The 26,140-nt window shown below is 62.1% G+C and carries 23 protein-coding genes; 9 read left to right on the top strand and 14 right to left on the bottom strand.

The window, feature by feature from the left end; genetic code table 11:
• Positions 1-146 precede the first annotated feature (146 nt).
• Positions 147-2,333: an RNA degradosome polyphosphate kinase gene (locus GGR30_RS07045; protein WP_183483948.1), complete on the top strand. Its 2,187-nt coding sequence runs from the start codon at positions 147-149 to the stop codon at positions 2,331-2,333.
• An 11-nt stretch (positions 2,334-2,344) separates the two neighbouring features.
• Entirely contained in the window at positions 2,345-3,865 is a 1,521-nt protein-coding gene (gene ppx, locus GGR30_RS07050; RefSeq protein ID WP_183483950.1) for an exopolyphosphatase, read from the top strand.
• Positions 3,866-4,140: 275 nt separating this feature from the next.
• On the opposite strand, the gene GGR30_RS07055 is transcribed toward ppx, so the two are convergent.
• The gene (locus GGR30_RS07055; RefSeq protein WP_183483952.1) at positions 4,141-4,947 is read right to left on the bottom strand and encodes an ion transporter; all 807 of its coding nucleotides are present in this window, start codon (positions 4,945-4,947) and stop codon (positions 4,141-4,143) included.
• Positions 4,948-5,146: 199 nt separating this feature from the next.
• Between GGR30_RS07055 and GGR30_RS07060 the strand changes: the two genes are divergently transcribed.
• Both GGR30_RS07060 and GGR30_RS07065 read left to right on the top strand, forming a co-directional pair.
• Complete coding sequence (locus GGR30_RS07060) at positions 5,147-5,962, top strand: MBL fold metallo-hydrolase (RefSeq protein WP_183483955.1); 816 nt, start codon at positions 5,147-5,149, stop codon at positions 5,960-5,962.
• 118 nt (positions 5,963-6,080) lie between these two features.
• Entirely contained in the window at positions 6,081-6,827 is a 747-nt protein-coding gene (locus GGR30_RS07065) for a YebC/PmpR family DNA-binding transcriptional regulator (protein WP_183483957.1), read from the top strand.
• A gap of 225 nt (positions 6,828-7,052) precedes the next feature.
• On the opposite strand, the gene rpmE is transcribed toward GGR30_RS07065, so the two are convergent.
• Entirely contained in the window at positions 7,053-7,274 is a 222-nt protein-coding gene (gene rpmE / locus GGR30_RS07070) for a 50S ribosomal protein L31 (RefSeq protein ID WP_018066325.1), read from the bottom strand.
• Between the two features lie 196 nt (positions 7,275-7,470).
• Here rpmE and GGR30_RS07075 point away from each other — a divergent pair, with 196 nt between their 5' ends.
• Complete coding sequence (locus GGR30_RS07075) at positions 7,471-9,258, top strand: ABC transporter transmembrane domain-containing protein (protein WP_183483958.1); 1,788 nt, start codon at positions 7,471-7,473, stop codon at positions 9,256-9,258.
• A 6-nt stretch (positions 9,259-9,264) separates the two neighbouring features.
• Here GGR30_RS07075 and GGR30_RS07080 read toward each other — a convergent pair whose 3' ends face one another.
• The 7 genes from GGR30_RS07080 to GGR30_RS07110 form a co-directional block, all read right to left on the bottom strand.
• Positions 9,265-10,152 (bottom strand): DMT family transporter, encoded by an 888-nt coding sequence (locus GGR30_RS07080; RefSeq protein ID WP_183483959.1) that lies wholly within the window; start codon positions 10,150-10,152, stop codon positions 9,265-9,267.
• Between the two features lie 200 nt (positions 10,153-10,352).
• A complete protein-coding gene (locus GGR30_RS07085) occupies positions 10,353-11,384 on the bottom strand; it encodes a peptidoglycan -binding protein (RefSeq protein ID WP_183483960.1) in 1,032 nt (343 codons plus the stop codon).
• 2 nt (positions 11,385-11,386) lie between these two features.
• Positions 11,387-12,415: a flagellar motor protein MotA gene (locus GGR30_RS07090; protein WP_183483961.1), complete on the bottom strand. Its 1,029-nt coding sequence runs from the start codon at positions 12,413-12,415 to the stop codon at positions 11,387-11,389.
• A gap of 167 nt (positions 12,416-12,582) precedes the next feature.
• Positions 12,583-13,380, bottom strand: a complete 798-nt coding sequence (locus tag GGR30_RS07095) for an inositol monophosphatase family protein (RefSeq protein WP_183483962.1) — start codon at positions 13,378-13,380, stop codon at positions 12,583-12,585.
• A 104-nt stretch (positions 13,381-13,484) separates the two neighbouring features.
• A complete protein-coding gene (locus tag GGR30_RS07100) occupies positions 13,485-14,606 on the bottom strand; it encodes a GGDEF domain-containing protein (protein ID WP_183483964.1) in 1,122 nt (373 codons plus the stop codon).
• A 132-nt stretch (positions 14,607-14,738) separates the two neighbouring features.
• Entirely contained in the window at positions 14,739-15,830 is a 1,092-nt protein-coding gene (locus GGR30_RS07105; RefSeq protein WP_183483966.1) for a tetratricopeptide repeat protein, read from the bottom strand.
• 7 nt (positions 15,831-15,837) lie between these two features.
• Complete coding sequence (locus tag GGR30_RS07110) at positions 15,838-16,491, bottom strand: thiamine phosphate synthase (protein ID WP_183483968.1); 654 nt, start codon at positions 16,489-16,491, stop codon at positions 15,838-15,840.
• A gap of 98 nt (positions 16,492-16,589) precedes the next feature.
• On the opposite strand from GGR30_RS07110, the gene GGR30_RS07115 reads away from it, so the two are divergent.
• Positions 16,590-17,348 (top strand): sulfite exporter TauE/SafE family protein, encoded by a 759-nt coding sequence (locus GGR30_RS07115; RefSeq protein ID WP_183483970.1) that lies wholly within the window; start codon positions 16,590-16,592, stop codon positions 17,346-17,348.
• 47 nt (positions 17,349-17,395) lie between these two features.
• On the opposite strand, the gene GGR30_RS07120 is transcribed toward GGR30_RS07115, so the two are convergent.
• The 3 genes from GGR30_RS07120 to GGR30_RS07130 form a co-directional block, all read right to left on the bottom strand.
• Positions 17,396-17,662 carry a DUF2312 domain-containing protein gene (locus GGR30_RS07120; protein WP_024706522.1) on the bottom strand — a complete coding sequence of 89 codons (267 nt, stop codon included), beginning with the start codon at positions 17,660-17,662 and terminating at the stop codon, positions 17,396-17,398.
• An 89-nt stretch (positions 17,663-17,751) separates the two neighbouring features.
• Complete coding sequence (locus GGR30_RS07125) at positions 17,752-18,057, bottom strand: DUF1244 domain-containing protein (RefSeq protein WP_183483972.1); 306 nt, start codon at positions 18,055-18,057, stop codon at positions 17,752-17,754.
• Positions 18,058-18,076: 19 nt separating this feature from the next.
• Entirely contained in the window at positions 18,077-18,859 is a 783-nt protein-coding gene (locus GGR30_RS07130) for an N-formylglutamate amidohydrolase (protein WP_183483974.1), read from the bottom strand.
• A gap of 167 nt (positions 18,860-19,026) precedes the next feature.
• On the opposite strand from GGR30_RS07130, the gene GGR30_RS07135 reads away from it, so the two are divergent.
• The 3 genes from GGR30_RS07135 to GGR30_RS07145 all read left to right on the top strand — a co-directional run bounded on the left by GGR30_RS07135 (position 19,027) and on the right by GGR30_RS07145 (position 22,396).
• Entirely contained in the window at positions 19,027-19,530 is a 504-nt protein-coding gene (locus GGR30_RS07135) for a DUF1036 domain-containing protein (protein WP_183483977.1), read from the top strand.
• Positions 19,530-20,969: a pyruvate kinase gene (gene pyk / locus GGR30_RS07140; RefSeq protein WP_183483980.1), complete on the top strand. Its 1,440-nt coding sequence runs from the start codon at positions 19,530-19,532 to the stop codon at positions 20,967-20,969. The genes GGR30_RS07135 and pyk overlap by 1 nt, the downstream gene beginning before the upstream one ends.
• A 422-nt stretch (positions 20,970-21,391) precedes the next feature.
• A complete protein-coding gene (locus GGR30_RS07145) occupies positions 21,392-22,396 on the top strand; it encodes an LLM class flavin-dependent oxidoreductase (RefSeq protein WP_183483983.1) in 1,005 nt (334 codons plus the stop codon).
• A gap of 220 nt (positions 22,397-22,616) precedes the next feature.
• Here GGR30_RS07145 and gap read toward each other — a convergent pair whose 3' ends face one another.
• A complete protein-coding gene (gap, locus tag GGR30_RS07150; protein ID WP_183483986.1) occupies positions 22,617-23,618 on the bottom strand; it encodes a type I glyceraldehyde-3-phosphate dehydrogenase in 1,002 nt (333 codons plus the stop codon).
• Between the two features lie 252 nt (positions 23,619-23,870).
• A complete protein-coding gene (gene tkt / locus GGR30_RS07155; RefSeq protein ID WP_183483989.1) occupies positions 23,871-25,853 on the bottom strand; it encodes a transketolase in 1,983 nt (660 codons plus the stop codon).
• Positions 25,854-26,140: the final 287 nt, after the last annotated feature.

Below are 26,140 nucleotides of genomic sequence, written 5' to 3' on the forward strand. Positions count from 1 at the left end.
GCTTGCAAGCGCCTGTAAACTGCGCAACTCTGGCCGCCTGTCACAGTTTCGTTGCCAAATTCGGATAGTCCGGCAGGAAGAGCGGGCTCGCCGATGCGGTGCGCCGCAAATCGTGTCCAGGCCTATGAGAGGGAAGAGCTGAAATCATGGAAAATCTGTCGTCGCATATGGATGGTGCAAGCGATCTCAACGGTGCCGAGGACCTGAGCCGGAGCCCGGAGCGGTTCATCAACCGTGAGTTTTCCTGGCTTCAGTTCAACCGAAGGGTTCTGGAGGAAACGCTCAATCCGGCCCATCCGCTGCTGGAGCGCGTACGCTTCCTGTCGATTTCGGCGGCCAATCTCGACGAATTCTTCATGGTGCGTGTCGCGGGCCTCGAGGGTCAGGTGCGGCAGGGCGTGACCATGCTCTCTGCCGACGGCAAGACGCCGGCCGAGCAGCTTTCCGATATCCTGCGCGAAATCGACAACCTGCAGATGGAGCAGCAGGCGGCCCTTGCCGTGCTGCAGCAATATATGGTCAATGAAGGCGTCATGATCATCAGGCCGACCGTGCTGACGGACGAGGATCGCGCCTGGCTGACCAATGAATTCGAGCAGGGCATCTTCCCGGTCCTGACGCCCTTGTCCATCGATCCGGCCCATCCCTTCCCCTTCATCCCCAATCTCGGCTTTTCCATGGGTCTGCAGCTTGTCAGCCGCCACGGGCGCGAGCCGATGAACGCGCTTTTGCGCCTGCCGCCGTCGATGAACCGTTTCGTGCGCATGCCGGATATTGACGGCGCGATCCGCTACATCACGCTGGAAGATGTGATCGGCATGTTCATTCACCGGCTTTATCCCGGTTACGAAGTGCAGGGTCACGGCACCTTCCGCGTCATCCGCGACAGCGATATCGAGCTCGAGGAAGAGGCGGAAGACCTCGTGCGCTATTTCGAGACGGCGCTGAAGCAACGCCGTCGCGGTTCGGTGATCCGCATCGAGACCGACTCGGAAATGCCCGCATCGCTGCGCCATTTCGTCATCCATGAGCTCGGCGTTCCGGAAGATCGCGTTGCCGTTCTGCCGGGTCTTCTGGCGCTCAACACGCTGTCGGAGATAACCAAGGCGCCGCGTCCCGACCTTCTGTTCAAGTCCTTCAACCCGCGCTTCCCCGAGCGCGTGCGCGAACATGTCGGCGACAGTTTCGCCGCCATCCGCGAGAAGGATTTCGTCGTTCACCACCCTTACGAATCCTTCGATGTCGTCGTCCAGTTCCTGATCCAGGCGGCGCGCGACCCGAACGTTCTCGCCATCAAGCAGACGCTTTACCGCACCTCGAACGACAGCCCGATCGTGCGCGCGCTGATCGATGCGGCCGAGGCCGGCAAGTCGGTGACCGCACTTGTGGAGCTGAAGGCGCGCTTCGACGAGGAGGCCAATATCCGCTGGGCGCGCGACCTTGAGCGCGCCGGCGTCCAGGTCGTCTTCGGCTTCATCGAGCTGAAGACCCACGCGAAGCTTTCCATGGTGGTGCGCCGCGAGGATGGCAATCTCAGAACCTATTGCCATATGGGCACCGGCAACTACCACCCGATCACCGCCAAGATCTATACCGACCTGTCCTACTTCACCTGTAATCCGAAGATTGCCCATGACGTGGCGGAGGTCTTCAACTTCATCACCGGCTATGGCGAGCTCGAGCAGAACATGAAGCTCGCCGTTTCACCGAAGACCATGCGCCCGCGCATCCTCCAGCATATCGAGGAGGAGATCGAGCACGTCAGGAACGGTCTGCCGGGCGCAATCTGGATGAAGATGAACTCGCTGGTCGACCCGAAGATCATCGATGCACTCTACCGCGCCAGCGGCGAGGGTGTGCAGATCGATCTCGTGGTGCGCGGCATCTGCTGCCTGCGTCCGCAGGTGCCGGGATTGTCGGAGAATATCCGGGTCAAGTCGATCGTCGGCCGCTTCCTCGAGCATTCCCGCATCTACTGCTTCGGCAATGGCCACGGCCTGCCGTCGGAGAACGCCCATGTCTATGTCGGTTCGGCCGATCTGATGCCGCGCAATCTCGACCGCCGCGTGGAAACCATCGTGCCGCTGACCAATCCGACTGTGCATGAGCAGGTGCTTTCGCAGATCATGCTGGGCAATATCATTGACAACCAGCAGAGCTACGAGATACTGCCCGACGGAACCTCGCGCCGTGTGGAACCGCGCGAGGGCGAGGAACCGTTCAACGCGCAGGAGTACTTCATGACCAATCCGAGCCTTTCCGGCCGTGGTGAAGCCCTGAAGTCGAGTGCGCCGAAGCTCATCGCCGGGCTGTTGTCCGGCCACAATAAATAAGCCGGTAATTTATGGTCGAATCAGAAGCACAGGGGCGCCTTCCGGGCATCAACCCTGTCTCCGTGGTCGATATCGGGTCAAACTCGGTTCGCATCGTCATCTATGAGGGCCTGTCGCGTGCGCCGACGGTGCTCTTCAACGAGAAGGTTCTCTGCGGCCTCGGGCGCGGCATCGCCGCAACCGGCAAGATGAACGAGGAAGGGGTCGAGCGCGCGCTCCGCGCGCTCAAGCGTTTCAAGGCCCTTGCCGTTCAGGCCCGCTCCGTCACCATGCATGTGCTGGCGACGGCGGCGGCCCGCGAGGCCGAGAACGGCCCGGCCTTCATCGCCGCCGCGGAAGAAATCCTCGGCCAGGAAATCCGCGTGCTGACGGGGCGCGAAGAGGCGCTTTATTCTGCCTACGGCATCATCAGCGGCTTCTATCAGCCCGATGGCATTGCCGGCGACCTTGGCGGCGGTTCGCTCGAACTCATCGACATCAAGGACAAGACCTATGGCGACGGCATCACCCTGCCGCTCGGCGGCATCCGTCTGTCCGAACTCTCCGAAGGTTCGCTGACCAAGGCGCGCAATTTTGCCAAGAAGCAGGTGAAGAAGGTGGGCTTCCTCGAAAAGGGACGCGGCCGCACCTTTTACGCCGTTGGCGGCACCTGGCGTAACATCGCCCGCCTGCACATGGAGATGACCGGCTATCCGCTGACCATGATGCAGGGCTACGAGATCGGCTATGAGGAAATGATGAGCTTCCTCGACCGGATCGGCGAGGACGAGGAACAGAAGGACCCGGCCTGGCAGGCCGTCTCCAAGAACCGCCGCATGCTCTTGCCCTTCGGCGCCATCGCCATGCGCGAGGTGCTGAGCATCATGGAGCCGAAATCGATCTGTTTTTCCGCGCAAGGGGTACGCGAGGGCCTGCTCTATTCACAGCTGAGCGTTGACGACCAGCAGCAGGACCCGCTTCTGGTCGCGGCCCGGCAGTTGGCGCTGTTGCGCGCCCGTTCGCCCAAGCACGCAACCGAGATTGCCGCCTGGACCGGTCTGATGCTGCGCCGCTTCGGCGTGGAGGAAACGCCTGAGGAGGCGCGCTACCGGCAGGCCGCCTGTCTTCTGGCCGATATCAGCTGGCGCGCCCATCCCGATTTTCGCGGACCGCAATCGCTGAACGTGATCGCGCATTCCTCGCTGACGGGCATCACCCATCCCGGCCGCGCCTTCATCGCGCTTGCGAACTACTACCGCTTCGAGGGCCTGCGCGACGACGACCATACCAATGGTCTTGGTTCCATCGCCACGCCGGAACTGATCGAACGCGCCAAGCTGCTCGGCGGCCTGTTGCGCGTCGCCTACCTGTTCTCGGCCTCGATGCCGGGGATTGTCGGCGCGCTCGACTTCCTGCCCGGCAAGGACAGTGACGTCGACCTCGAACTGGTGGTGCCGGTCCAATATGCCGATTTCATCGGCGAACGCGTCGAGGGCCGCATGCAGCAGCTTTCCAAGCTCACCGGCAAGAATTTAGGCATCGCGACGGTCTAGCGCTGGCCGTCAGGCCGGCGCAGGTTCTGACAAGCCTATCCTCTTTAGCGGACGTCATCCTCGGGCTTGACGCGAGGATCTAACCACGGTTCCGCCAGCGCGGTGTTGGCGTTTCGCATTGGATTGTATTTGAAACGTTTTTTCGGAGACGCTTGTCGAGTAGAGGCGTGCTTGGATGCTCGGGACAGGCCCGAGCATGACGGCGGAGAGTGGGGAAGACCTTGTTAAACTGAGCCACCTATCGAGTTTCGCGGTGCGCGTTCCATGCGGGCAGTTCAGCTTTGCCTTGTCTTCGGCGTCTGTCTCAGCGCCGCCACCTCCTGTCGCAATGCCTTCAGCTCCGACAGGATCATCTGCATTTCCGGCTCCCGCGCCTGGCGGTTTTCCTCGAGCAGTTCCTGCTCGTGCTCCTTCTGCATGGCCGAGACGATGATGCCGATGAAGAGGTTGAGCACGGTGAATGCGGTCGAAAGGATGAAGGGCACGAAGAACAGCCAGGCATTGGGATAGACGTCCATGACCGGGCGGACGATGCCCATCGACCAGCTTTCCAGCGTCATGATCTGGAACAGCGAATAGATCGTGGCGCCGAGCGATCCGAACCATTCGGGGAAGGCCTCGCCGTAAAGCTTGGTGGCGATCACGGCGAAGATGTAGAAGACCAGCGCCATCAGCACGATGATCGAGCCCATGCCGGGAAGGGCGGCCACGAGCCCGCCGATCACGCGCCTCAGTGACGGGATCATCGACAGTAGCCGCAGCGCACGCAGGATCCTGAGCGCGCGCAGCACCTGGAGGGGACCGCTTGCGGGCAGGAGGCTGATGACCACGATGGTGAAATCGAACAGGCTCCACGGATCGCGGAAGAAACGCAGGCGCTGGGCATAAAGGCGCAGAGCGATTTCAACGACGAAGATAATCAGCACGAGGCGGTCGAAAAAGCGCAGCACCGGCCCGGCGAAGCTCTGCATCACCGTATCGGAGGTCTCGAAACCCAGCGTGATCGCGTTGATGATGATGACCGTCAGAATAAAGGCTTCCCAGTTACGGGACGTCGTCAAAGCCAGCACCTTGTCACGCATGTTTTCTCGATCTCCGATTGTCTTGCCCTCGGCAATCGAGATGGGGGAGGGCTTGCGATAAAGCAAGACGCGCCGGCCCTTTGTGCCGACCGCCCTGCCGCAGAGGCTTTCACGAATGTGTGAACACCATTGCGCGGGGCTTACGTGGACCTTTCTCTGGTTCTCCCGCACACTGTCGCCATCCTCAAAACAAGGGGGAATGGCAATGCTTCGTCAACTTGCGATGCTCGTTCCTGCAGTCCTGATGCTCGCGGCAGCGAGCGCGGCCGCGCAATCGCGCCCGCCGGTCAGCCAGTGCCAGGCGATTGCCGAACGCCTGCCGGATGTGAAATTCGCAAGCTTCATGCCTGTTGCCTATGAGGCGCCGGAGGTGACGATCACCTTCATCGGCCATTCCACATATCTGATCGAGACGCCGCAAGGTGTGCGGATCGCGACCGACTATTCAGGTTTTCTGTTGCCAGGCGGGCCGCCGGACGTGGCGACGATGAACAAGGCGCATGAGAGCCATTTCACGCTGAGCCCCGATCCCGGCATCGGCATGGTGCTCCACGGCTGGGGCGACGTGCCTGGCGAGGCGGCCGACCACGACCTTGTCGTCGGCGATACCTATATTCGCAATGTCACCACCGATATCCGCGCCTGGGGCAGTTTCGAGGAAGACGGCAATTCCATCTTCATCTTCGAGGTGGCGGGCCTGTGCATCGGGCACCTTGGCCATTTGCATCATGAACTGACCGACAGCCATATCATGGAAATCGGCCGGCTTGATGTGGTCATGGTGCCCGTGGACGGCGGGTTGACGCTGGGGGCCGAGAGCATGCGCAACGTCATCGAGCGGCTTTATTCCTCGATCGTTCTGCCCATGCACCGCACCGGCCCGCGCGTCAGGAGTTTCGCCGAGATGATGGGCGATGGCTTCGAGGTGGTCTACTCCGACAGCCGTTCGCTGACGGTCTCGCTCAGGACGTTGTCGAGCCCGCCGAAGATCATCCTTCTGGACGGCGTGTGGTAGGTTCTGCCCAACCGCGCCTCTCTTTGTCCCGCAAGCGCGCCTGGGCTTGAACCAGAAGCCCTGCGCCCTTATAAGGCGCCCATTCTATCGTTTAAAAGATAAAGACAGGGCGGAGCTCATGGCGGGCCATTCACAGTTCAAAAACATCATGCATCGCAAGGGCCGGCAGGATGCGGTGCGTTCGAAAATGTTCTCCAAGCTGGCGCGCGAGATTACCGTCGCCGCCAAGATGGGCACGCCGGACCCGGACATGAACCCGCGTTTGCGTCTGGCGATCCAGAACGCCAAGGCGCAGTCCATGCCCAAGGACAATATCGAACGCGCGGTCAAGAAGGCTGCCGGCGGCGACGCGGAAAATTATGACGAAGTGCGCTATGAGGGCTATGGTCCGGGCGGCGTCGCTGTCATCGTCGAGGCGCTTTCGGATAACCGCAACCGCACGGCCTCCAATGTCCGCTCGATCTTCACCAAGGCCGGCGGCGCGCTCGGCGAAACCGGCTCGGTCGCCTTCTCCTTCGATCACGTCGGCGAGATCGTCTACAAGAGCGAAGCCGGCGACGCGGACGCCATCATGGAAGCCGCGATCGAGGCCGGCGCGGAGGACGTCGTGTCCGACGAGGACGGTCACACGATCTACTGCGCCTTCGAGGACATCAACGAGGTCTCTTCCGCGCTTCAGGAAACGCTTGGCGAAGCCGACAGCGTTAAGGCCATCTGGAAGCCGCAGAACACCATCCCGGTGGACGAGGAGCGCGCAACATCGCTGATGCGCCTGATCGAGAACCTGGAAGACGATGATGACGTGCAGAACGTCTATTCGAATTTCGAGGTCGATGATGAGGTCATGGCCAAGCTTTCGGCCTGAGTTTTCGAAAAAGAGATCGAAGAAAGGCCGCCGGGAGAAGCTTGGCGGCTTTTACGCGTCTGGAGACCCCGCCATCAACTGGCCTCACCCCGGGTGGGTTTCGAGTATTATCCCTGCATATCCCGTCATGAAGGGTTCCTCGGCAAGGGGCATTCATCAGGTCAACGGAAAAACAAAACCCGGCACAAGGGCCGGGTTTTCGAAAGGTTCGCACTGACCAAAAGATCAGATGCCGAGGCCGCCGAAGCGCTTGTTGAACTTGGAGACGCGGCCGCCGCGATCGAGCAGCTGCTGCGAACCACCGGTCCATGCCGGGTGCGAGGTCGGGTCGATGTCGAGGTTCAGGACATCGCCTTCCTTGCCCCAGGTGGAGCGGGTCTCGTATTCCGTGCCGTCCGTCATGACGACCTTGATCATGTGATAGTCGGGATGAATATCAGCCTTCATAACTCTCGTTCCTGCAAGTTCGTTACCAGGCCGGCTGCCATTGCGCCCGCCGGGCCTATTGAATAAACAAAGCCGTGCGACCTTAATAAAGCCCACGGCTGTCGATGAGGTTGCGGTCGCTATACAGGAACGTGGGCCGAATAACAAGAGCCGCCTGACGCAATATCGGGTCGTGCCAAGAGTGAAGGAAATTCCCGTGAGCAGTAATGCCAAGACGAGCGGCGGCAGGGCCAAGGAGCTTCGCCCGCTGGCAGCGATCCTGCCCTATATTGCCGCCTATCGCGGCCTCGTTGCCGGCGCGCTGGTGTTCCTCTTCACGGCATCGCTCGTTACCCTTGCCCTGCCCGTTGCCGTGCGCCGGGTGATCGACCATGGCTTTTCGGCCGATGACGCACAGCTCATCAACAATTATTTCCTGGTGCTCGGCCTGATGGCGCTGGCGCTCGGCGTTTCCAGCGCGCTTCGCTATTTCTTCGTGATGATCCTCGGCGAGCGCGTCGTCACCGATCTGAGACGCGATGTCTTCGCCCATGTCATCCGGCTGTCTCCCGCCTTCTTCGACATCAACCAGTCGGGCGAGATCGTCTCCCGGCTGACGGCCGACACGGTGCAGATCAAGTCCGCCTTCGGCGCGAGCGCCTCGATCGCGCTGCGCAACCTGATCATGGGGCTCGGCGCGCTGGCGATGATGATCTACACCTCGCCGCGCCTCTCCGTGCTGGTGATCGTGGCGATCCCGCTGGTGGTCCTGCCGCTGATCGCCGCAGGACGCAATGTGCGCACCCGCTCGCGCGCCGCCCAGGACCAGCTTGCCGATGCCACCGCCTATTCCAGCGAGGCGATCGGCGCGACCCGCACGCTTCAGGCCTTCACTGCGGAAGCCATGGCCGCCGAACGCTATGGCCGCGGCGTGGAGAATGCCTTCTCCGCCGTGCGCGCGGCGTTGAAGGCGCGCGCCGGACTGACGGCTGTGGCGATCTCCATGGTGTTCTGCTCGATCACGGCGATTCTCTGGTTCGGCGCGCAGTCCGTGCTGTCGGGTTCGATGAGCGGCGGAACGCTAGGCCAGTTCCTGCTTTACTCCGTGCTCGCCGCCGGCGCGCTCGGCCAGCTTTCGGAAGTCTGGGGCGAACTGTCGCTGGCCGCCGGCGCGGCCGAGCGCCTGAGCGAGCTTCTCATGGAACCTTCCGCCATCAAGGCGCCGGCCAATCCCGTTGCCTTGCCCCTGCCCTCGCGCGGGGCGCTTGACGTGGACGACGTCTCGTTCCGTTACCCGACCGGTGGCGCCAAGGCCGGCGCGCTGAACGGGCTTTCGCTGACCGTTGCCGCCGGCGAGACGGTTGCGGTGGTTGGCCCATCGGGCGCGGGCAAAAGCACGCTCTTTTCGCTTCTGCTCCGGTTTTACGACCCCGACAAGGGTGCAATCAGGCTTGATGGCGTTGATCTGCGCCAAGCCGATCCTGAGGCCGTTCGCGTGCGTTATGCGCTCGTGCCGCAGGATGTCGCGATCTTCGCCGCCAGCATTCACGACAATATCGCGCTCGGCAAACCGGAAGCGACGCGCGAAGAGGTCCGTGCCGCCGCCATTGCTGCCCAGGCCGACGGTTTCATCGAAAGGCTTGAGGACGGCTACGACACCATGGCAGGCGAACGCGGCATCACCCTGTCCGGCGGCCAGCGCCAGCGCATCGCCATTGCCCGCGCCGTGCTGCGCGACGCGCCGGTGCTATTGCTGGACGAGGCGACCTCCGCGCTTGACGCGGAAAGCGAGACGCTGGTGCAGCAGGCGCTCGGCGGGCTGATGAAGGGCCGCACCACACTGGTGATCGCCCATCGGCTCGCGACCGTGCTTTCCGCCGACCGCATTCTGGTGATGGATGAGGGCCGGATCGTCGAGGAGGGCACGCATGAGGAACTGGTCGCCAGAAACGGGCTTTATGCCCGTCTGGCGCGGCTGCAGTTCAACACGGATGAGGGTGCCTGAGCTGCCTCATCCCTGGGGCTTGCGCCCGGTTGGCATGAAGGTGGCGGCGAAGATCAGCGCGATGCCGGCCCAGACGATCGGCTGCGGCCATTCGCCGAAGACGACCAGCCCCATCATCACCGCGAGCGGCAACGCCATGTGCAGGGCGGGCGTCAGCACCACCGCATCAGCCATGGAAAAGGCCCTCAGCATGCAATAATTGCTGGCATTGACCAGCGTTGCCGACAGGAGCAGCAGACCCAGATCGCCGAGCCCGATCGGCGACCAGAAAAACAGCGCCGGGATGGCCGCGATCGCCGCCATCAGCGCATACATCCAGAAAAGCGCCGGCAGGAAGGCCTCGTTCATCGCCAGCATCTTGAGGACGATGTTCTTCGCCGCAAGCGCAATCGCCGCTCCGATCGCCACAAGGCCGGCAAGCTGAAACGCTTCGCTTCCGGGCCGCAGGATCAGGAAGGCGCCGGAAAGGCCGAGCGCTACAGCGAGCCAGCGACGCCAGTCCGCCTTTTCCTTCAACAGCACGATCGCCAGCGGGATGACGAAAAAGGTCTCGAGCTGGAACAGCGACGAGGCGACGGTAAAAGGCAGCAGCGAAAGCGAGGTGAAGATCAGGAAGCTGACCAGAACGCCGAGAGCCGAGCGGATCAGCAGCAGGCGCGGCGATTTGATGGTGAAGCCCGCCCTGCCTTTCGATGCCGCGATCGGCAGCACCATCGCCGCCGCCAGGCCCGATTGCACGAACACCAGCATGACCGGCTCGTGCCGGCTCGTCAGTATCTTTGTCAACGTGTCGACAAAGGTGAAGGCGGCAACGCCGCCGATCATCAGAAAGATCGCGACAAGGCGACTGTCGGGCCGCCAGCGCGCAGCCCGTGCGGGCAGGACGAAGGTCATTTCTCACTCCTGAACAAGCATCTGTTCGTCTTGGGATGCTTCCTGGAGGAACCCTCGTCCGCTTGTCAGGAAGAACAGCGCTCACAAGGAGCGCGGCGGTTGGGCGACTTGCGCCGTACCACCCTTGCGGAGCGCACAGAATAGGAAAGAGCGCGCCGGAAGGCAAGCCCGGCGCGGCTGAGGCCGAAGGGCGAGCGCCCTCAGCGCTCGGTCAGCTTGAACTCGATGCGGCGGTTCTGGGCGCGTGCTTCCGGCGTTTCGCCCGGCGCGATGGGCTGGTATTCGGCAAAGCCCGCCGCCACGAGGCGCGTCGCCGGCACGCCCTGCGATATCAGGTAGCGAACCACCGAATTCGCGCGCGCGGTCGAAAGCTCCCAGTTATCGGCAAACTGACCGCCGGGCCGGATCGGTACGTCATCCGTATGGCCATCGACGCGCAGCACCCAATTGATGTCCTCCGGAATTTCTGGCGCAATCTCGAGAAGCGCCGTCGCCAGCTTGGACAGCTCGGCACGGCCGTCATCATTCAGCTCATCGGAGCCGGAGGGAAACAAAACCTCCGACTGGAACACGAAACGGTCGCCGACGACGCGGATATTTTCGCGGTCCGACAGGATCTGTCTCAGTCTGCCGAAGAAGTCCGAGCGATAGCGGTTGAGCTCCTGCACCTTCTGGGCAAGCGCCGTGTTCAGGCGTCGGCCAAGGTCGGCAATGCGCGCCTGCGAGGCCTCGTCCTTGGCCTCGGAAATCTCCAGCGCCTCCTCGACGGCGGCAAGCTGGGCGCGAAGGGCAGAAATCTGCTGGTTGAGAAGCGCCAACTGGCTTTGCGCCTTCGCCGTCAACTGACGTTCGGCCTCGAGATCCTGCGAAAGCGAGGAGATGCGGGCATCGGCGGCATCGCTGACGCCGGCGCCTTCATCGAGAAGCGACTGCAAGCGCGACCGCTCGGCCTGGGCCGAGGCGAGCGAAGCCTGCAGTGAGGCGATCGCATCGCTAGCATCCTGATTGTTGCTTTTCTCCAGCGCCAGAAGCTGCGTCAGTTCGGCGATCTGGCTGTTCAGCCGGTTCAGCACCTCGTCCTTGCCGGAGATTTCGCGCGTCAGGATAAACTGGCCGATCACGAACACGGTCAAAAGGAACATGATCGCCAGAAGCAGAGTCGACAGCGCGTCGACGAAACCGGGCCAGTAGTCGACGTTGCGGTTGGATCGACGGTTGCGGGCGAGCGCCATGGCTACCGTTCCCCAAGCTTGTCGGTAAGGCGCTGCAGCGTACGCCGCATCTCCTGGGATTCCTCATGCTGCGCCTCGATCCAGTCGCGCAGCATCTGCTGTTCATTGCGCATGTTCTTCACGACGCCCTGAATGCCTTCGGCAAGCTGGGCCATGGCGGGAACGGAGCTCGCGCCCGCGCCGTTCGCTTCCGCGATCCGGCGCAACTCCTCGGCCAGGATCTCGAACTGTTCGGAGGAGCCGCTGGCAACGCCCTCGAGCGCAGGCGCAAGGTCCGACGTGACGTCGGTCATCGTCGACAGCCAGTTCTCAAGCTCCATGTAGAAACGGTTTTGCGCGCGGCCCGCCTGCAGGTCGAGGAAGCCGAGAACCAGCGATCCGGAAAGACCGAGCAGCGAGGAGGAGAAAGCCGTGCCCATGCCCGAGAGCGGTCCGGACAGCCCTTCCTTCAAAGCGTCGAGTACATCGGCGCTGTCGCCCGAATTGGGGTCGAGGCTGCGGATGATGTCGCCGATCGAGCCGATCGTGTTCAAGAGACCCCAGAAGGTCCCGAGCAGGCCGAGGAAAACCAGCAGGCCGACGAGGTAGCGAGACGTATCGCGCTGTTCGTCAAGCCGGGTGGCGATGGAATCGAGGATGGAGCGCAGCGACGAAGTCGAAAGCGCCATGGTCTGGCGGCTGCCGATCAGCGCGCGCATCGGCGCCAGAAGCTTCGGATCGCGCCCGACTCGGTCGGCGCTTCCCGCAGCGCGGAATGAATTGAGCCAGGTCACCTCCCGGCGCAGCGCCAGCACCTGCGAGAACACCATCAGCACGCCGATCAGGAGAACGCCCAGGATCAGGCCGTTCAGTCCCGGATTGGTCATGAAGTAGGTATGCGCCTGACGGTAGAGGATCGCGACAAGAAAGCCGACCAGAATCAGGAAGATGAGCATGGTCCAGACGAAGGTCATCGGACTCGACATCTTTTGGGCATAGCCGCGAGGCTGGGGCTGGCGCCGATCGTCCTGTTCGAGTTCGAAATCCGACATTTCGTGCTGTCCTCCGCTCATCGCTGGCACCGGCCGAATTTTGCTGCACGGCCGAACGGACCCGAAGCGTGCCTTCGGGCCGGTATCAAAGCTCTATTCGAAAATGCGGGCGATTTGAAGAGCGATACACGCAAAACCGGTGGTCGGTCCACCGGAAGCGGCAGGCGCTATTTCTCCAGGCGGCGCTGGAGCTGGTCGAAGAGCGCGATCCGGATCATCTCGTTGCCCGCAACGACGCTGCCGGTCTCGAGGCATTGCTGCCCGCCCTTGGTATCCGAAACGAAGCCGCCCGCTTCACGTACGAGGATGAGGCCCGCGGCCATATCCCAGGCCGAAAGGCTTTCTTCCCAGTAGCCGTCCAGCCGGCCGGCCGCCACATAGGCAAGGTCAAGCGAGGCGGCGCCCAGACGGCGGATGCCGGCAACTTCGCCCATGACATGGCGAAGCTCGACAAGGAACTTGCCATGCTGGCCGCGTCCGAGATGGGGAACGCCGCAACCGATCACCGCATCGGCAAGGTTGCGCCGCGCCGAAACACGGATGCGCCGGTCGTTGCAGAATGCGCCGCCGCCCTTTTCGGCGACATAAAGCTCGTCGAGGATCGGGTTGAAGATCACCCCGGCGACCACTTCGCCGGAGCGCTCGAGCGCGATCGAAACGGCGAATTGGGGAATGCCGTGCAGAAAATTGGTGGTACCGTCGAGCGGATCCACGATCCAGCGGTGCTGGCCGTCGGTTCCGGCTTCCTCTCCGCCTTCCTCGCCCAGGAAACCATAGGTGGGGCGCGCGCGCATCAGTTCAGTCCGGACGATCTTTTCCGCTTTCACATCGGCCTGGGACACGAAATCGGCAGGCCCCTTGATGGAGACCTGCAGGTTCTGCACCTCGCCGAAATCGCGGGTCAGCGACCGTCCCGCCTTGAGCGCGGCCTGAACCATGACATTGAGAAGGGCTGAACGGGCCATGACGAGAAATCCTCGGTTATTGCGCCGGCGCGGGACCGCCTGTTGCCGGCAAACAGGCTGTTGGCGGGTTCATGATCACAGAACGGTGTGGAATTCAAGGCCTGTCAGGCATTTGCACGCACCGGAACCTCATGGGTGACAGGCACGTTGAGAATTTCCGTGCGGTTTCGGCCGGCATTTTTGGCCTGGTAGAGGGCCCGGTCTGCATAATCGAACGCCTCCTCAAGCTGCGTTTCCCCAACGGTGAAGGCGGCAATGCCAGCGCTGATGGTAACCGAGAAGCTCTCTCGCTGGTGGGAAAAGACCAGTTTCTCGACGAGCGAGCGAATATGCTCGGCAATGCGGAAGGCGTCATCGACCGATGTCGACAGCAGCACTACGGCAATCTCTTCTCCGCCATAGCGCACGACGAGATCCGAGCGCCGCATCCGGCTGGTGACCGTATTGGCGATCCTTTGCAGAACCTCATCGCCGCGCGCGTGTCCATAACGGTCATTGACCGACTTGAACCGGTCGATGTCAAACAGCACCACGCAGCCGAACCGTTTGTCGGGCGCGACCGACTGGCCGAGACTGTGTTCGAACTGCTCGAGCGCGCGCCGGTTATAGAGCCCCGTCAGAGGGTCGCGTTCGGCATTGAACTCCACGTCGCGCAGATAATCCGCGCTGCGTTTGGTCGCCTCAAGCGCCGACCCGAGGAGAACGATGCCGAGGATGTTCACAAGGGTAAGGGTGAAGCCGATGCTTTCCATGAGCGCAAGCGCGGTGTGGAATTCCAGCAAGAACAGCGAGAGCACCATCAGCGCCGCGAGGCAGCCGAGCAGCAGAAAGCTTCCCGGCGTGCGCTTTTGCGGGACGATCCAGGTGAATATGATCCCGGCGGCAGCCGCGATGATGATCCCCGCAACACCGGCCATCATGCCGTCACCGCCGATCATGATCCGCGGCAAGGCCGTGCAGGCGGCCACAAGAACTGCGCCGCCGGGGCCCGCAAATGGACCGGCGAGCGCGATGAACACGGCGCGTGCGTCAAATATATAACCGGTTTCGAGGACGATCGGGTTGGTCATGGCGGCCAACGCGCCGCAGGCGAGAACGACAGCGCTAGCATAATCTTCATACCATTTCCCCCGGAAATGGCGCAGAACCATGCCGTAGCCCATTACGATCAAGGCACCCAATCCAAGGCTGCCAATCATCTGTCCGACAAAACTAAGCTGCAGCAAGCAGTCATTCCCCCAATGAACCCGCTATCGGAACGGGACACGCGATATTTGTTTCAACAATTGGCCATAACGTACACGTTAACGACCGAAAATAACATAAAAAACAAAATGCATTGCCAGATGGTCGAATAGTCAGTAACGCCGTGCGATCGCACGCGATCTGAGCGTCGCCCAGGCAAGGCTTTCCGGCGAGAGCGACTGCAACAGCTTTTCCATCTCCTCGCTTTCAAGACCGACTCGGCGCGCGCTCAGGTAGAAAACGGCGGCAGATTGCCGATCTTCGATTGTGCCGATCCCGTGGAGAAAAAGATAGGCAAGCCTGCTGGCCGCAGCGGGGTTGCCGTTGAGAGCCGCGCGATGCATCCATTCCACACCCTCGGGAATGTCGCGCGGCATATCGGTCCCGTTGATCAGGTCCAGAGCAAGCTCGAGCTGCGCGGTGTCATGTTCTCCATTGGCCGCGCGGCGCAGCCAGTAGCGCCAGAGATCGCGTTTTTCCTCCGGCAGATCTTCGAGCGCCCGGTAGATCTGCGACAGCGCGTATTGCGCGTCGGCGACATCCGCCTGGGCGGCCTGCTCAAACCACGGCAAGGCAAGTTCCAGTCCTTCTGCTCCCGGGTTTTCCTGCACGAGGAGCGTGGCATGATTGAAGGCGGCGAGGGGATCCCCGGCCTCGGCCGCCTGGCTGACAAGCTCCCGCCCGCTCTCGCGCTCGGCCTCGTCATCCGAGCTGAGCAGATACATCCCGTAGCGGTTGACGGCGAAGGGCGCTTCGCTGTCGGCCGCCATCCGGTACCAGGCGCCGGGTTCGCCGGCCCGCCCTTGGGCGATCAGCTTGCGCTCGACGAGTTCGGCGATCAGGGTTTCGGCCCTCGGATCGCCGCGCCCGGCGCGTGCCATCGCGGCCTCGTAGGCCGCGTCGAACATTCCGCGCTGATAGGCCCCATAGGCCTCGTCCACCGGACCGTCATAGGGCTGCTGCTGCGGTGCGGGTGTCTCATCTTCCATTGCCGGCGTCAACTGGGCGAATTGGAACGTGTAGGCGTCCGCCGGGCCCTCTGTCTCCAGGCCGGGCGGCAGAAGCGTTCCGCCGAGCCGGGGATTGCCGGCTGCCCCGGCGACCAGCCCTGCATCGGTCGCAAACTCACGCGCTGAGATCGCAAGCGAAGTTCCCGGGAGCGCGAGAGCAAGAAGAATGGCGGCGAGAGCGGTACGGACGGTCATGACCTCTTCAATAATCAAACCGTGGCGCTTTTTCGTCGAGCGCGGCATTGATCTGGGCAACCATGCCGGCAGGGCCTCCCGGCGCTGCGAAGACGGCCTTGCCCACTGCAACAAATTCCGCCCAGGTGAGCGCGGCCTCGATCACGCTTGCCGGCTCGCTTCCGGCCATGACGATGCAGGGGATCTCGACCATGGAGGCCCACCATTCGCCGAGTTCGAGGTTCTTCGGATGGGTCTGGGCATGAGTGTCGCCGTCCAGCTTGCCGAAGAAGACGTAGTCCGGGTTAAGCTCGCCGAGTTCGAGTGCCTGATGCCTGTCTTTTGGCCCGCCGCCGCCGACGATCATGCGCGGGGAAAAACGGTCCATGGCGTCGGCAAGGACCCCGGTTCCGCCCTCGACATGAATGCCGTCCGCTTTCGCCCTACCGGCCACGCGCGTGTCGCCGGCGATGATGGCGGCGGCCTCGTAATTCTGGATCATCGGCACGATCAGCTCGGCGCGCTTCTGGAAGGCTTCCACCGCCTCGCCATATTGCGGGAGAATGACCGAGGCGACATCGCCGCCGCGCAGCGCATCGGCGATGGCTTTCTCCTGCTTCTTCATGTCGGCGATTTCCGGTGCGATCAGCACCAGCCGGCAACGATCCTGTTCCGTATCCATGTTCCTTAATCCCTTCCCGCGCGGCGGAGGCGGTTCGCCCCTCTCGCTATTTCCGGATAAATCCGTTAGAGCGGAGTTTCAACAGGTGCTTTGATTTCATGCTCCCCGATCCGATTTTTTACGCGGCTGCGATCCCCGCCGTTCTTCTTGTCGGCCTTACGAAAGGCGGAATGGGCGGCGCGCTTGCGCTTCTCGGCGTTCCGATTCTGACATTCGTCGTCGAACCGGCGACGGCGGCGGCCATCATGCTGCCGATCCTGATCGTCATGGACGCGGTCGCGCTGTGGACATGGCGGCAATATGGCCACTGGCCCACCCTGAAAGCCCTGCTGCCCGGCGCGCTCATCGGGACGGCGCTTGGCTGGTACACTTTCTCGGCCGTTCCTTTCGAGTTGACCCGAATGCTCGTTGGTATCGCCACGGTCGTTTTCGCTGGCAAATATTTCTACGACCGCTGGAAGCCGGGCGAGAAGATCGAAAAGCCGGCGAAAGGCCAGAGACCGGTCGCCGCCACATTCTGGGGCGCCATTGCCGGCTATACCAGCTTCATCTCGCATTCGGGCGGGCCGCCTTACCAGATCTACACGCTTCCGCTGAAGCTTGATCCGAAATCCTATACCGGCGCCAGCGTCCGCTTTTTCGCCATCGTCAACGTGATCAAGCTCGGCCCCTATTATGCGCTCGGCGAGCTTGGCGCGCCGAACCTTGCGGCATCGGCGAGCCTTCTGCCCTTCGCCGTCATCGCCACCATCGCCGGGGCCATGGTGGTCAAGCGCATGCGCATGGAGGTGTTCTACCCCTTCATGTACGCCATGGCCTTTCTCGCGGGCCTCAAGCTCGTGCTCGACGGGTTCTGAGACGCAAAGGCGGCCGTCAGCAGTACGGCCGCCGTTTCATCAGCGGACTATTCGTCCTCAGGGGCGCGAATCATGCCGAGCGCGATCATGTAGGTGTCGAGCACGGCCTCTTCTTCCATGCGTTCCTGCTCGTCCTTCTTGCGCAGTGCGATGATCTTGCGCAGCGCCTTGGTGTCGAAGCCCGTGCCCTTGGCCTCGGCGTAAACATCCTTGATATCGTCGGCGATCGTCTTCTTTTCTTCTTCGAGACGTTCGATGCGTTCGATGATCGAGCGCAGCTGATCGCGCGCAATGCCGTGTGCGTCGTCGGCCATGGTCAACTCCTTGTACCGCTGAAAAATGCGTGGGCTCCTGCCTGCCGAAAACGGCGGGTCAGGTCAAGTTCGTTCTTCGCACCGGCCGCTCATTCCCGCGGTCTGTTGTTTTCGAACGCCGCCTTCTGTTCCGCGCTCGCCTCTCGCTGGTGAAGCGCCTTCCACTCTTCATAGGGCATGCCGTAAATGATTTCGCGCGCCTCTTCCTTCGAAAGCGCGATATCCTTGTTCTCCGCTGCCTCCTGGTACCAGTTGGACAGGCAATTGCGGCAGAAGCCGGCCAGGTTCATCAGGTCGATGTTCTGCACGTCGGAACGTTCTTTGAGGTGGGAAACGAGCCGGCGAAAGGTCGCCGCCTCGAGATCGCGTTGCTGTTCTTCGTTCAGCCGGGTCATTGAGGCCTCCCTTTGCTGGTTATCGCGTGCGCGAGGGAAAATGGCGCCGTGCATGCAGCGTCTCGTCTTTCGCGAGGGCGTCGAGGATGGGAACGAGGCGGTCGGTCCACAATTGAATTCCTTGATTGTCGGCGATCAGGTCCTGACGGATTTCGACCAGCGCGTGGGCGATGCCCTTCGCCATGCAGTGCCGGTTCATCGTATCGCCCTTCAGGGCGCCGTCATAGGGCTCGTTGTCGCCGACGACGATACCGTCAATTGCGCCGAGCGCGGCCAGAAGAGGCCGGACGGCGCGCGGATCGCCATCCCACAGGATGCCGGCATGCCAGGGGCGCGCGGTCGCCTTCCAGAACGGGGTGAAGGAGTGGAGGGAAATGACCAGCGGCGGTCGGCCGCAAGCCTTTTCGGCATTACCGATTTCCCGGTCGACGGCTTCATGATAGGGGCGGTGGTAGAGGGCAAGCCGCTTTTCCCGCTCTTGCCGGCTCAGCGGGTGATTGGCGGGAATGATTGCCCCGTCGGAAATCTTCATGATCAGCGTCGGATCGTCCTCGCCGCGATTGGGATCGATCAGAAGTCGCGAAAAGGTCGACAGGACCGCCGGGGCCGAAAGCCGCGCCGAAAGCGCTCGCGTCAGCGCCTCCACGCCGATGTCATAGGCCACGTGGCGGCTGAAAACGCTGGGCTCGAGGCCGAGATCGCCATAATCGCAGGGCACGGATGCCATGGCATGATCAGCCAGAAGCACTAAACCCGTGTCATATTTTCCCTCTATTCTCTCATAAGCGTTGATCTTCGGCATGGATATCCGCTGCAGAATTAACAATAATGCGGGTGATGGCATAGAGTCGGCATATTCGGCAAGCCGCAACCGCGCCATTTGCCTCGCCTGCGGCGGGGCTTTATGATAAGGGCTGCAAATCGATTGAATGCGCCTTCCGCACGGTGACGCAAAACGAGATCTGGCACATGCGACTGAAACCGAATCATTTCAACTTCGGCGCCGCGCTCCATGCACCCAAGAGCATGAAGCGGCACCTGCCCCTCCTTGGCCTCTTTTTCGGCGGACTTTTCCTGGCGACGCTCTGGCCGAGCGACCAGGCCCATGCCGAATTCAGGGTCTGCAACGATACTGCCAATCTTGTGGGCGTTGCAGTGGGCTATCGCGGGGAAGAAGGATGGGTTTCCGAAGGTTGGTGGCAACTCCCGGCCACTACCTGCGCAACCGTCGTGCCCGGCCCCTTGCAATCGCGCTATTACTATCTCTACGCCGAGGACGCGTCCGGAAGCGGACGGTGGACCGGCTATACCAATATGTGTGTTGCCGAAGAGGAATTCGAGATTACCGGAGTCCAGGACTGTTTCACGCGCGGTTATCAGCAGATGGGATTTAGCGAATATGACACAGGGCGGGAGGAGAGCTGGACCGTTCAGCTTTCCGCCAAGCCCAGCACCCAAGAAAGTCAAAACTGATGAGACGTAACAGAAAAGTCAAAATCCTCGCCACGCTTGGCCCCGCCTCGTCTGAAGAAGAGCAGATCCAGAAACTCCACGAAGCCGGAGCAGACCTCTTCCGCATCAATATGAGCCATGCCAGCCATGACCTGATGCGCACGCTGATCAAGCGCATTCGCAATGTCGAGGCCCGCATCGGCCGTCCTATCGGCATTCTCTGCGACCTCCAGGGTCCCAAACTTCGCGTCGGCAAGTTTCTTGACGGCAAGGTCGAACTCGAGATCGGCCAGACTTTCACGCTCGACGATAAGGATGAGCCCGGCAACGAAAAGCGCGTTTTCCTGCCGCATCCGGAAATCCTGCAATCGGTTCAGCCCGGTCATCGCCTGCTGATCGATGACGGCAAGCTGCAGCTTCGCGCCGAAAAATGTGACGGCAAGAGCATCGAGTGCACGGTCATCGCCGGCACAACGATCTCCGACCGCAAGGGCGTATCCCTTCCCGATACGCTTCTGGGCGTCGGCGCCCTGACCGACAAGGACCGCGCCGACCTCGACGCCGTTCTGGAAACCGGCGACGCCGACTGGGTTGCGCTTTCCTTCGTCCAGCGCCCCGACGACCTTGCCGAGGTGCGCAAGATCGCCCGTGGCCAGGTCGGCCTGATGTCGAAGATCGAAAAGCCGCAGGCTATCGAGCGGATCGAGGAAATCATCGAGATGAGCGACGCGCTGATGGTGGCGCGTGGCGACCTCGGCGTGGAAATGCCGCTTGAAACCGTCCCCGGCCTGCAGAAGAAGCTCATCCGTCTTTGCCGCTCCGCCGGCAAGCCGGTTGTCGTTGCAACGCAGATGCTGGAATCGATGATCGAGTCACCGGTCCCGACCCGTGCCGAAGTTTCCGACGTCGCAACCGCCGTCTTCGAAGGCGCTGATGCCGTCATGCTGTCGGCTGAGTCGGCTGCCGGCCAGTATCCGGTCGAAGCCGTGTCCACCATGGCCTCCGTCGCCCGCACCATCGAGCGCGAGCAGCTTTACCCGCAGATCCTCTACGCCCAGCGTCCGCAGCCGGAAGCGACCGGCGCCGATGCCATTTCGCTCGCCTCGCGCGAGATTGCCGAGACGCTGAAGCTGACGGCCATGGTCTGCTACACGGCGTCGGGCACGACCGGCCTGCGCGCCGCGCGCGAGCGGCCGAACGTGCCGATCATCGCGCTGTCGCCGGTGGTCAAGACCGCGCGCCGCCTGTCGGTTGTCTGGGGCCTGCACTGCGTCGTCGCCGACGAGCCGACCGATCTCGACACCATGGTCGACGGCGCCTGCCGCATCGTGGTTGACGAAGGCATCGGCAAGCCCGGCGACCGGATCATCATCTCCGCCGGCGTGCCGCTCGGCACCCCCGGCGCCACCAACATGCTGCGCATCGCCTATATCGGCATGGACGGCCGCTCCGGCGTCTGAAGACGCGCACAAAAGGCAAGCAGACAAGGAAGGCCGGGTGCAAATGCGCCCGGCCTTTTTTTTCTTGGCAAAGGCTACCATTCCCTCATTCGTCATGCTCGGGCCTGTCCCGAGCATCTAAACACGCGTCGCTGCGACAAGCGTTTCGAATGAAAACAGGGGTGAAGTGAGCCAGTTGCCAAGCAGATGCTCCGCTCATGCGGTGAAGTGGTTAGATCCTCGGCACAAGGCCGAGGATGACGTCGGTAGGATGGATAGGTTTGTCAACAAACCGAAGGCCGCGTGCCAGAATGCCTGACCTTTCTGCAAACGCCCTTCCCGTTTTTTCCATTGCAGAACCGTTCCGTCAGCCGCCCTTTGCAAATCAGATGATTAATTCCTAAGTGTGGAACAACGCTCATTCTCCGGAACAGGATTGTCCGATGACTGCATTTTCCATACTCGACCTCTGCCCCGTCGTTGAAGGCGGCACGGTTTCGGAAGCGCTCGATGCCACGCGGCAAATGGCCCGGCAGGCCGAGGCTTCCGGCTTCACCCGTTTCTGGCTCGCCGAGCACCACGGCATGACCGGCATTGCAAGTGCTGCGACCTCTCTGGTCATTTCGGAAGCTGCGCGGGCAACCGAAACGCTGCGCGTCGGCTCCGGCGGCATCATGCTGCCCAATCATTCGCCGCTGGTCATCGCCGAACAGTTCGGCACGCTGGAAGCGCTCTATCCCGGCCGAATCGATCTCGGGCTTGGCCGCGCGCCGGGCACGGACATGAACACCGCCCGCGCGCTGCGACGCAATCTGGAGGCCGGCGCCCAGACATTTCCCAATGACATTGTCGAGCTGCAACAGCTGATGGACGACCCGCAAGAAGGCCAGCGGCTGATCGCCAATCCGGGGGCTGGCGCCAAGGTGCCACTCTATATTCTTGGCTCCTCGACCTACAGTGCGCATCTGGCGGCGGCCCTTGGCCTGCCTTACGCCTTCGCCTCGCATTTCGCGCCCGACATGCTGTTCGACGCGCTCCATATCTACCGCTCCAACTTCAAGCCCTCGGCCCAGCTCGACAAACCATACGTGATCGTCGGCGTGATGGGGGCGATGGCCGACACGGATGAAGAGGCCGACTACCACTTCACCTCCGCGCTCCAGAGCTTCGTGGCGCTGCGCCGCAACGCCCGCGGCAAGACCCCGCGTCCGGTGAAAAGCATGGATGGTCTCTGGACCGAAATGGAGAAATTCTCGATCGAGCACACCTTCCAGTTCGCCGTCGTCGGCGGGCCGGAAAAGGCGAAGGCGAAGATGCAAGGCTTCATCGCCGACACCAAGGCCGACGAGGTCATCATCTCCGTGCCGGTTCATTCGGTGGAGGCGCGGCTGAAATCTGTGGCGATGTTCGGCAAGCTGCGCGAGAGCCTCGCAAAAGCTGCCGCCTGAGCGAAACAAGCCTGCCGGGTCTCGGCGTTTCGGCCACATTCTTGCAACGGCCCGAGGCTGTTCTCGGAAAACGGCGGGGGAAGCCGTCGACATAAAAAAGGCCCGCCGAACGGATCGGCGGGCCTTTTTGTTGTCCGGGCCGGCTTGAGGCGCCGAGGCTAACTTTCCCTCGGCGCGTATTGTCGGTCTCCGGAGCATTTCGCGAACGGGCGGAAACGCTCTAGAGAAGCTTGCCCATGACGACGGCGTTGTCGGCCATGCGGTTGGAGAAGCCCCATTCATTGTCGTACCAGGAGAGCACGCGCACGAGCTTGCCTTCCAGAACCTTGGTCTGCTGGGCAGCGAAGATCGAGGAGGCCGGGTCGTGGTTGAAGTCGCGCGAGACGAGCGGCTCGTCGTTGTATTCGAGGATGCCCTTCAGTTCGCCTTCGGCGGCTTCCTTGATCGCGGCATTGACCTCTTCGGCGGTAACGTCCTTGGCCGGCACGAACTTCAGGTCGACGACCGAGACATTCGGGGTCGGCACGCGGATGGCCGAACCGTCGAGCTTGCCGGCGAGTTCCGGCAGGACGAGGCCGACAGCCTTGGCGGCGCCGGTGGAGGTCGGGATCATGGAGAGCGCTGCCGCGCGGGCGCGGTAGAGGTCCTTGTGCATGGTGTCGAGCGTCGGCTGGTCACCCGTGTAGGAGTGGATCGTGGTCATGTAGCCGCGCTCGATGCCGAAGGCCTTGTTAAGCACATAGGCGACCGGCGCCAGGCAGTTGGTGGTGCACGAGCCGTTGGAGACGATCAGGTCGTCCTTGGTCAGCGTGTTGTGGTTCACGCCGTAGACGATGGTCTTGTCGGCGCCCTTGGAGGGAGCGGAAACCAGGACGCGTTTGGCGCCGGATGCCAGCAGCATCTCGGCCTTTTCCTTGGCGGTGAAAATGCCGGTGCATTCGAGCGCGATGTCGACGTCGCTCCAGGGCAGTTCCTTCGGGTCGCGGATCGCGGTGACGCGCATCGGGCCGAGACCGGCGTCGATCGTGTCGCCGTCGACGGTAACGTCATGCGGGAAGCGGCCGTGAACCGAATCGTATTTCAGCAGGTGGGCGTTGGTTTCAACCGGGCCCAGATCGTTGATGGCGACGACTTCGATGTCCTTGCGGCCCGATTCGACGATGGCGCGCAGAACGTTGCGGCCGATGCGGCCGAAGCCGTTGATGGCAACTTTAACTGTCATGGTAGGGACTCCCTATTCGCGAGTAGATATATTTTACAAAGCTCAAAGCCGCCGGATGGCGCGCCCCGAGGGGCGGGCGTTCTCTCATGAGACCGCCGGAACGAAAACGGCCATCGCGCGCCGGCAAGCCGGCTGCCCCGATATAAGCGTTTTTTGCCGGAAAATCAGCCTTAAACAGGCAGGATGACGTCATTTTCGGCAAGGCACAGCCCGGTTTGGGCCGGGCTGTGCAATTCAATCCTTTGAAGTCGCTTATGCGCGCTTCTTTTCGACCGCCTCGACAATCGCCTCGGCGGTGATGCCGAAGTGCTTGAACAGGTCGGAGCCCTTGCCGGATGCGCCGTAGCCGTCCATGCCGATGAAGATGCCGTCGGTGCCGATGAAGGCGTCCCAGCCCATGCGGATCGCGGCTTCGACTCCGACCTTGATCGGCGAATTGCCGATGATGGCCTTCTGGTAGTCTTCCGGCTGTTCGAAGAACAGTTCCATGCAGGGCACGGAAACGACGCGGGTGGCAATGCCCTTGCCGTCAAGAACCTTCTGGGCTTCGACGGCGAGACCGACTTCCGAACCGGAGGCGAAGATCGTCACTTCGGCCTCATTGGCCGGGATCAGATCATAGGCGCCCGTGGCGCAGAGGTTCTTTTCCGAATAGTCGAGGCGAACGGCCGGCAGGTTCTGGCGGGTGAGCGCGATGCCGGACGGCGCGTGCTGGCTTTCCAGCGCGAGTTGCCAGCATTCGGCCGTTTCCATGGCGTCCGCCGGGCGGAACATCAGGAGGTTCGGGATTGCCCTGAGCGACGCCATCTGTTCGACCGGCTCATGCGTCGGGCCGTCTTCGCCGACGCCGATCGAATCATGCGTCCAGACATGGATGACGCGGATGCCCATCAGCGCGGCGAGGCGCACCGAGGTACGGCAATAGTCCGAGAAGATCAGGAAACCGCCGGAGTAGGGGATCAGACCGCCATGCAGCGCGATGCCGTTCATGGCTGCTGCCATGGCGTGTTCGCGGATGCCCCAGTGGATGAAGCGACCGGAGAAGTCGTCAGGCGTGATCGACGGCGTCTGGCTGGTGTTGGTGTTGTTCGAGCCGGTCAGGTCGGCAGAGCCGCCGAGCGTTTCCGGGATCGCGCCGTTGATGACTTCAAGCGCATTCTGCGAAGACTTGCGCGAGGCAAGCGTCGGCTTCTCGTCGGCTAGCTTCTGCTTGTACTTCTGCACCGTGCGGTCGAAGGAACCAGGCAGTTCACCGGCAAAGCGGCGGTTGAACTCGGCCTTGATCTCGGCCTTGGTGCCGTCGAGACGCTGTTCCCATTCCACGCGCGACTTGGTCGAGCGCAGGCCGGCGACGCGCCATGCATCGAGAATGTCTTCCGGCAGTTCGAAGGGAGCGTATTCCCAGCCGAGCGCCTTGCGCGTTTCGGCGATTTCCTCGTCGCCGAGCGGGGAGCCGTGGGCCTTGTTGGTGCCGGCCTTTTTCGGCGCGCCGTAACCGATGGTCGTCTTGCAGGCGATCATGGTCGGCTTGTCGGACTTCTGCGCTTCCTCGATTGCCGCGGCAACCTCGTCCGGATTGTGGCCGTCAATGTCGATCGTGTGCCAGTTGGCCGCGCGGAAGCGGGCATGCTGGTCGGTCGAATCGGCGAGCGACACGGCGCCGTCGATGGTGATCGAGTTGTTGTCCCAGAAGAGGATCAGCTTGGAAAGCTTCAGGTGGCCGGCAAGCGTGATCGCTTCCTGGCTGATGCCTTCCATCAGGCAGCCGTCACCACACAGCGCATAGGTGTAGTGGTCCATCAGCCCTTCGCCGAACTCGTCGGCAAGCTTGCGTTCCGCGATTGCCATGCCGACGGCATTGGCAATGCCCTGGCCGAGCGGACCGGTGGTCGTCTCGATGCCGGAAGCATGGCCGTATTCCGGGTGGCCGGCGGTCTTGGAACCGAGCTGGCGGAAGTTCTTCAGGTCTTCGAGCGTCATGTCCTCGTAGCCGAGGAGATAGAGCAGCGAATAGAGCAGCATGGAGCCATGGCCCGCAGACAGCACGAAGCGGTCGCGGTTCGGCCAGTTCGGGTTCTTGGGATCGAACCGCATGAACTTGGTGAACAGCACCGTCGCGACATCGGCCGCGCCCATCGGCAAGCCGGGATGTCCCGAATTGGCCTTCTGCACGGCGTCCATGGAGAGGAAACGGATCGCGTTGGCCATCCGGTTATGTTTTTCAAGAGAAGTCATGTGTTCTTCGCTTTTCTTGATTCTGAAGGATTACGTTGGGAGTCCGGCCATCCGGCCGGTCGGCAGTGCTGCCGGTTAAATTACAGTGTTACCCGAACCAATCAAGGCGGCAAATCCGAAAGCGCCCCGCTGGACTTCGGGTCCGAAAACGCGAGGACACTACACCATTTCAAATTGGCCTGCCACAGCTTAACCAGCCTCGCTGCAATATGGTGCATGACCTGCCTCATTTAAGCGGTTATCGTGCTTCTAAATCGATTGATACGCGAAGTTTCTCCGCTTTTCAT

The sequence above is a fragment of the Martelella radicis genome, from assembly GCF_014196625.1.
GTDB lineage: Bacteria > Pseudomonadota > Alphaproteobacteria > Rhizobiales > Rhizobiaceae > Martelella > Martelella radicis.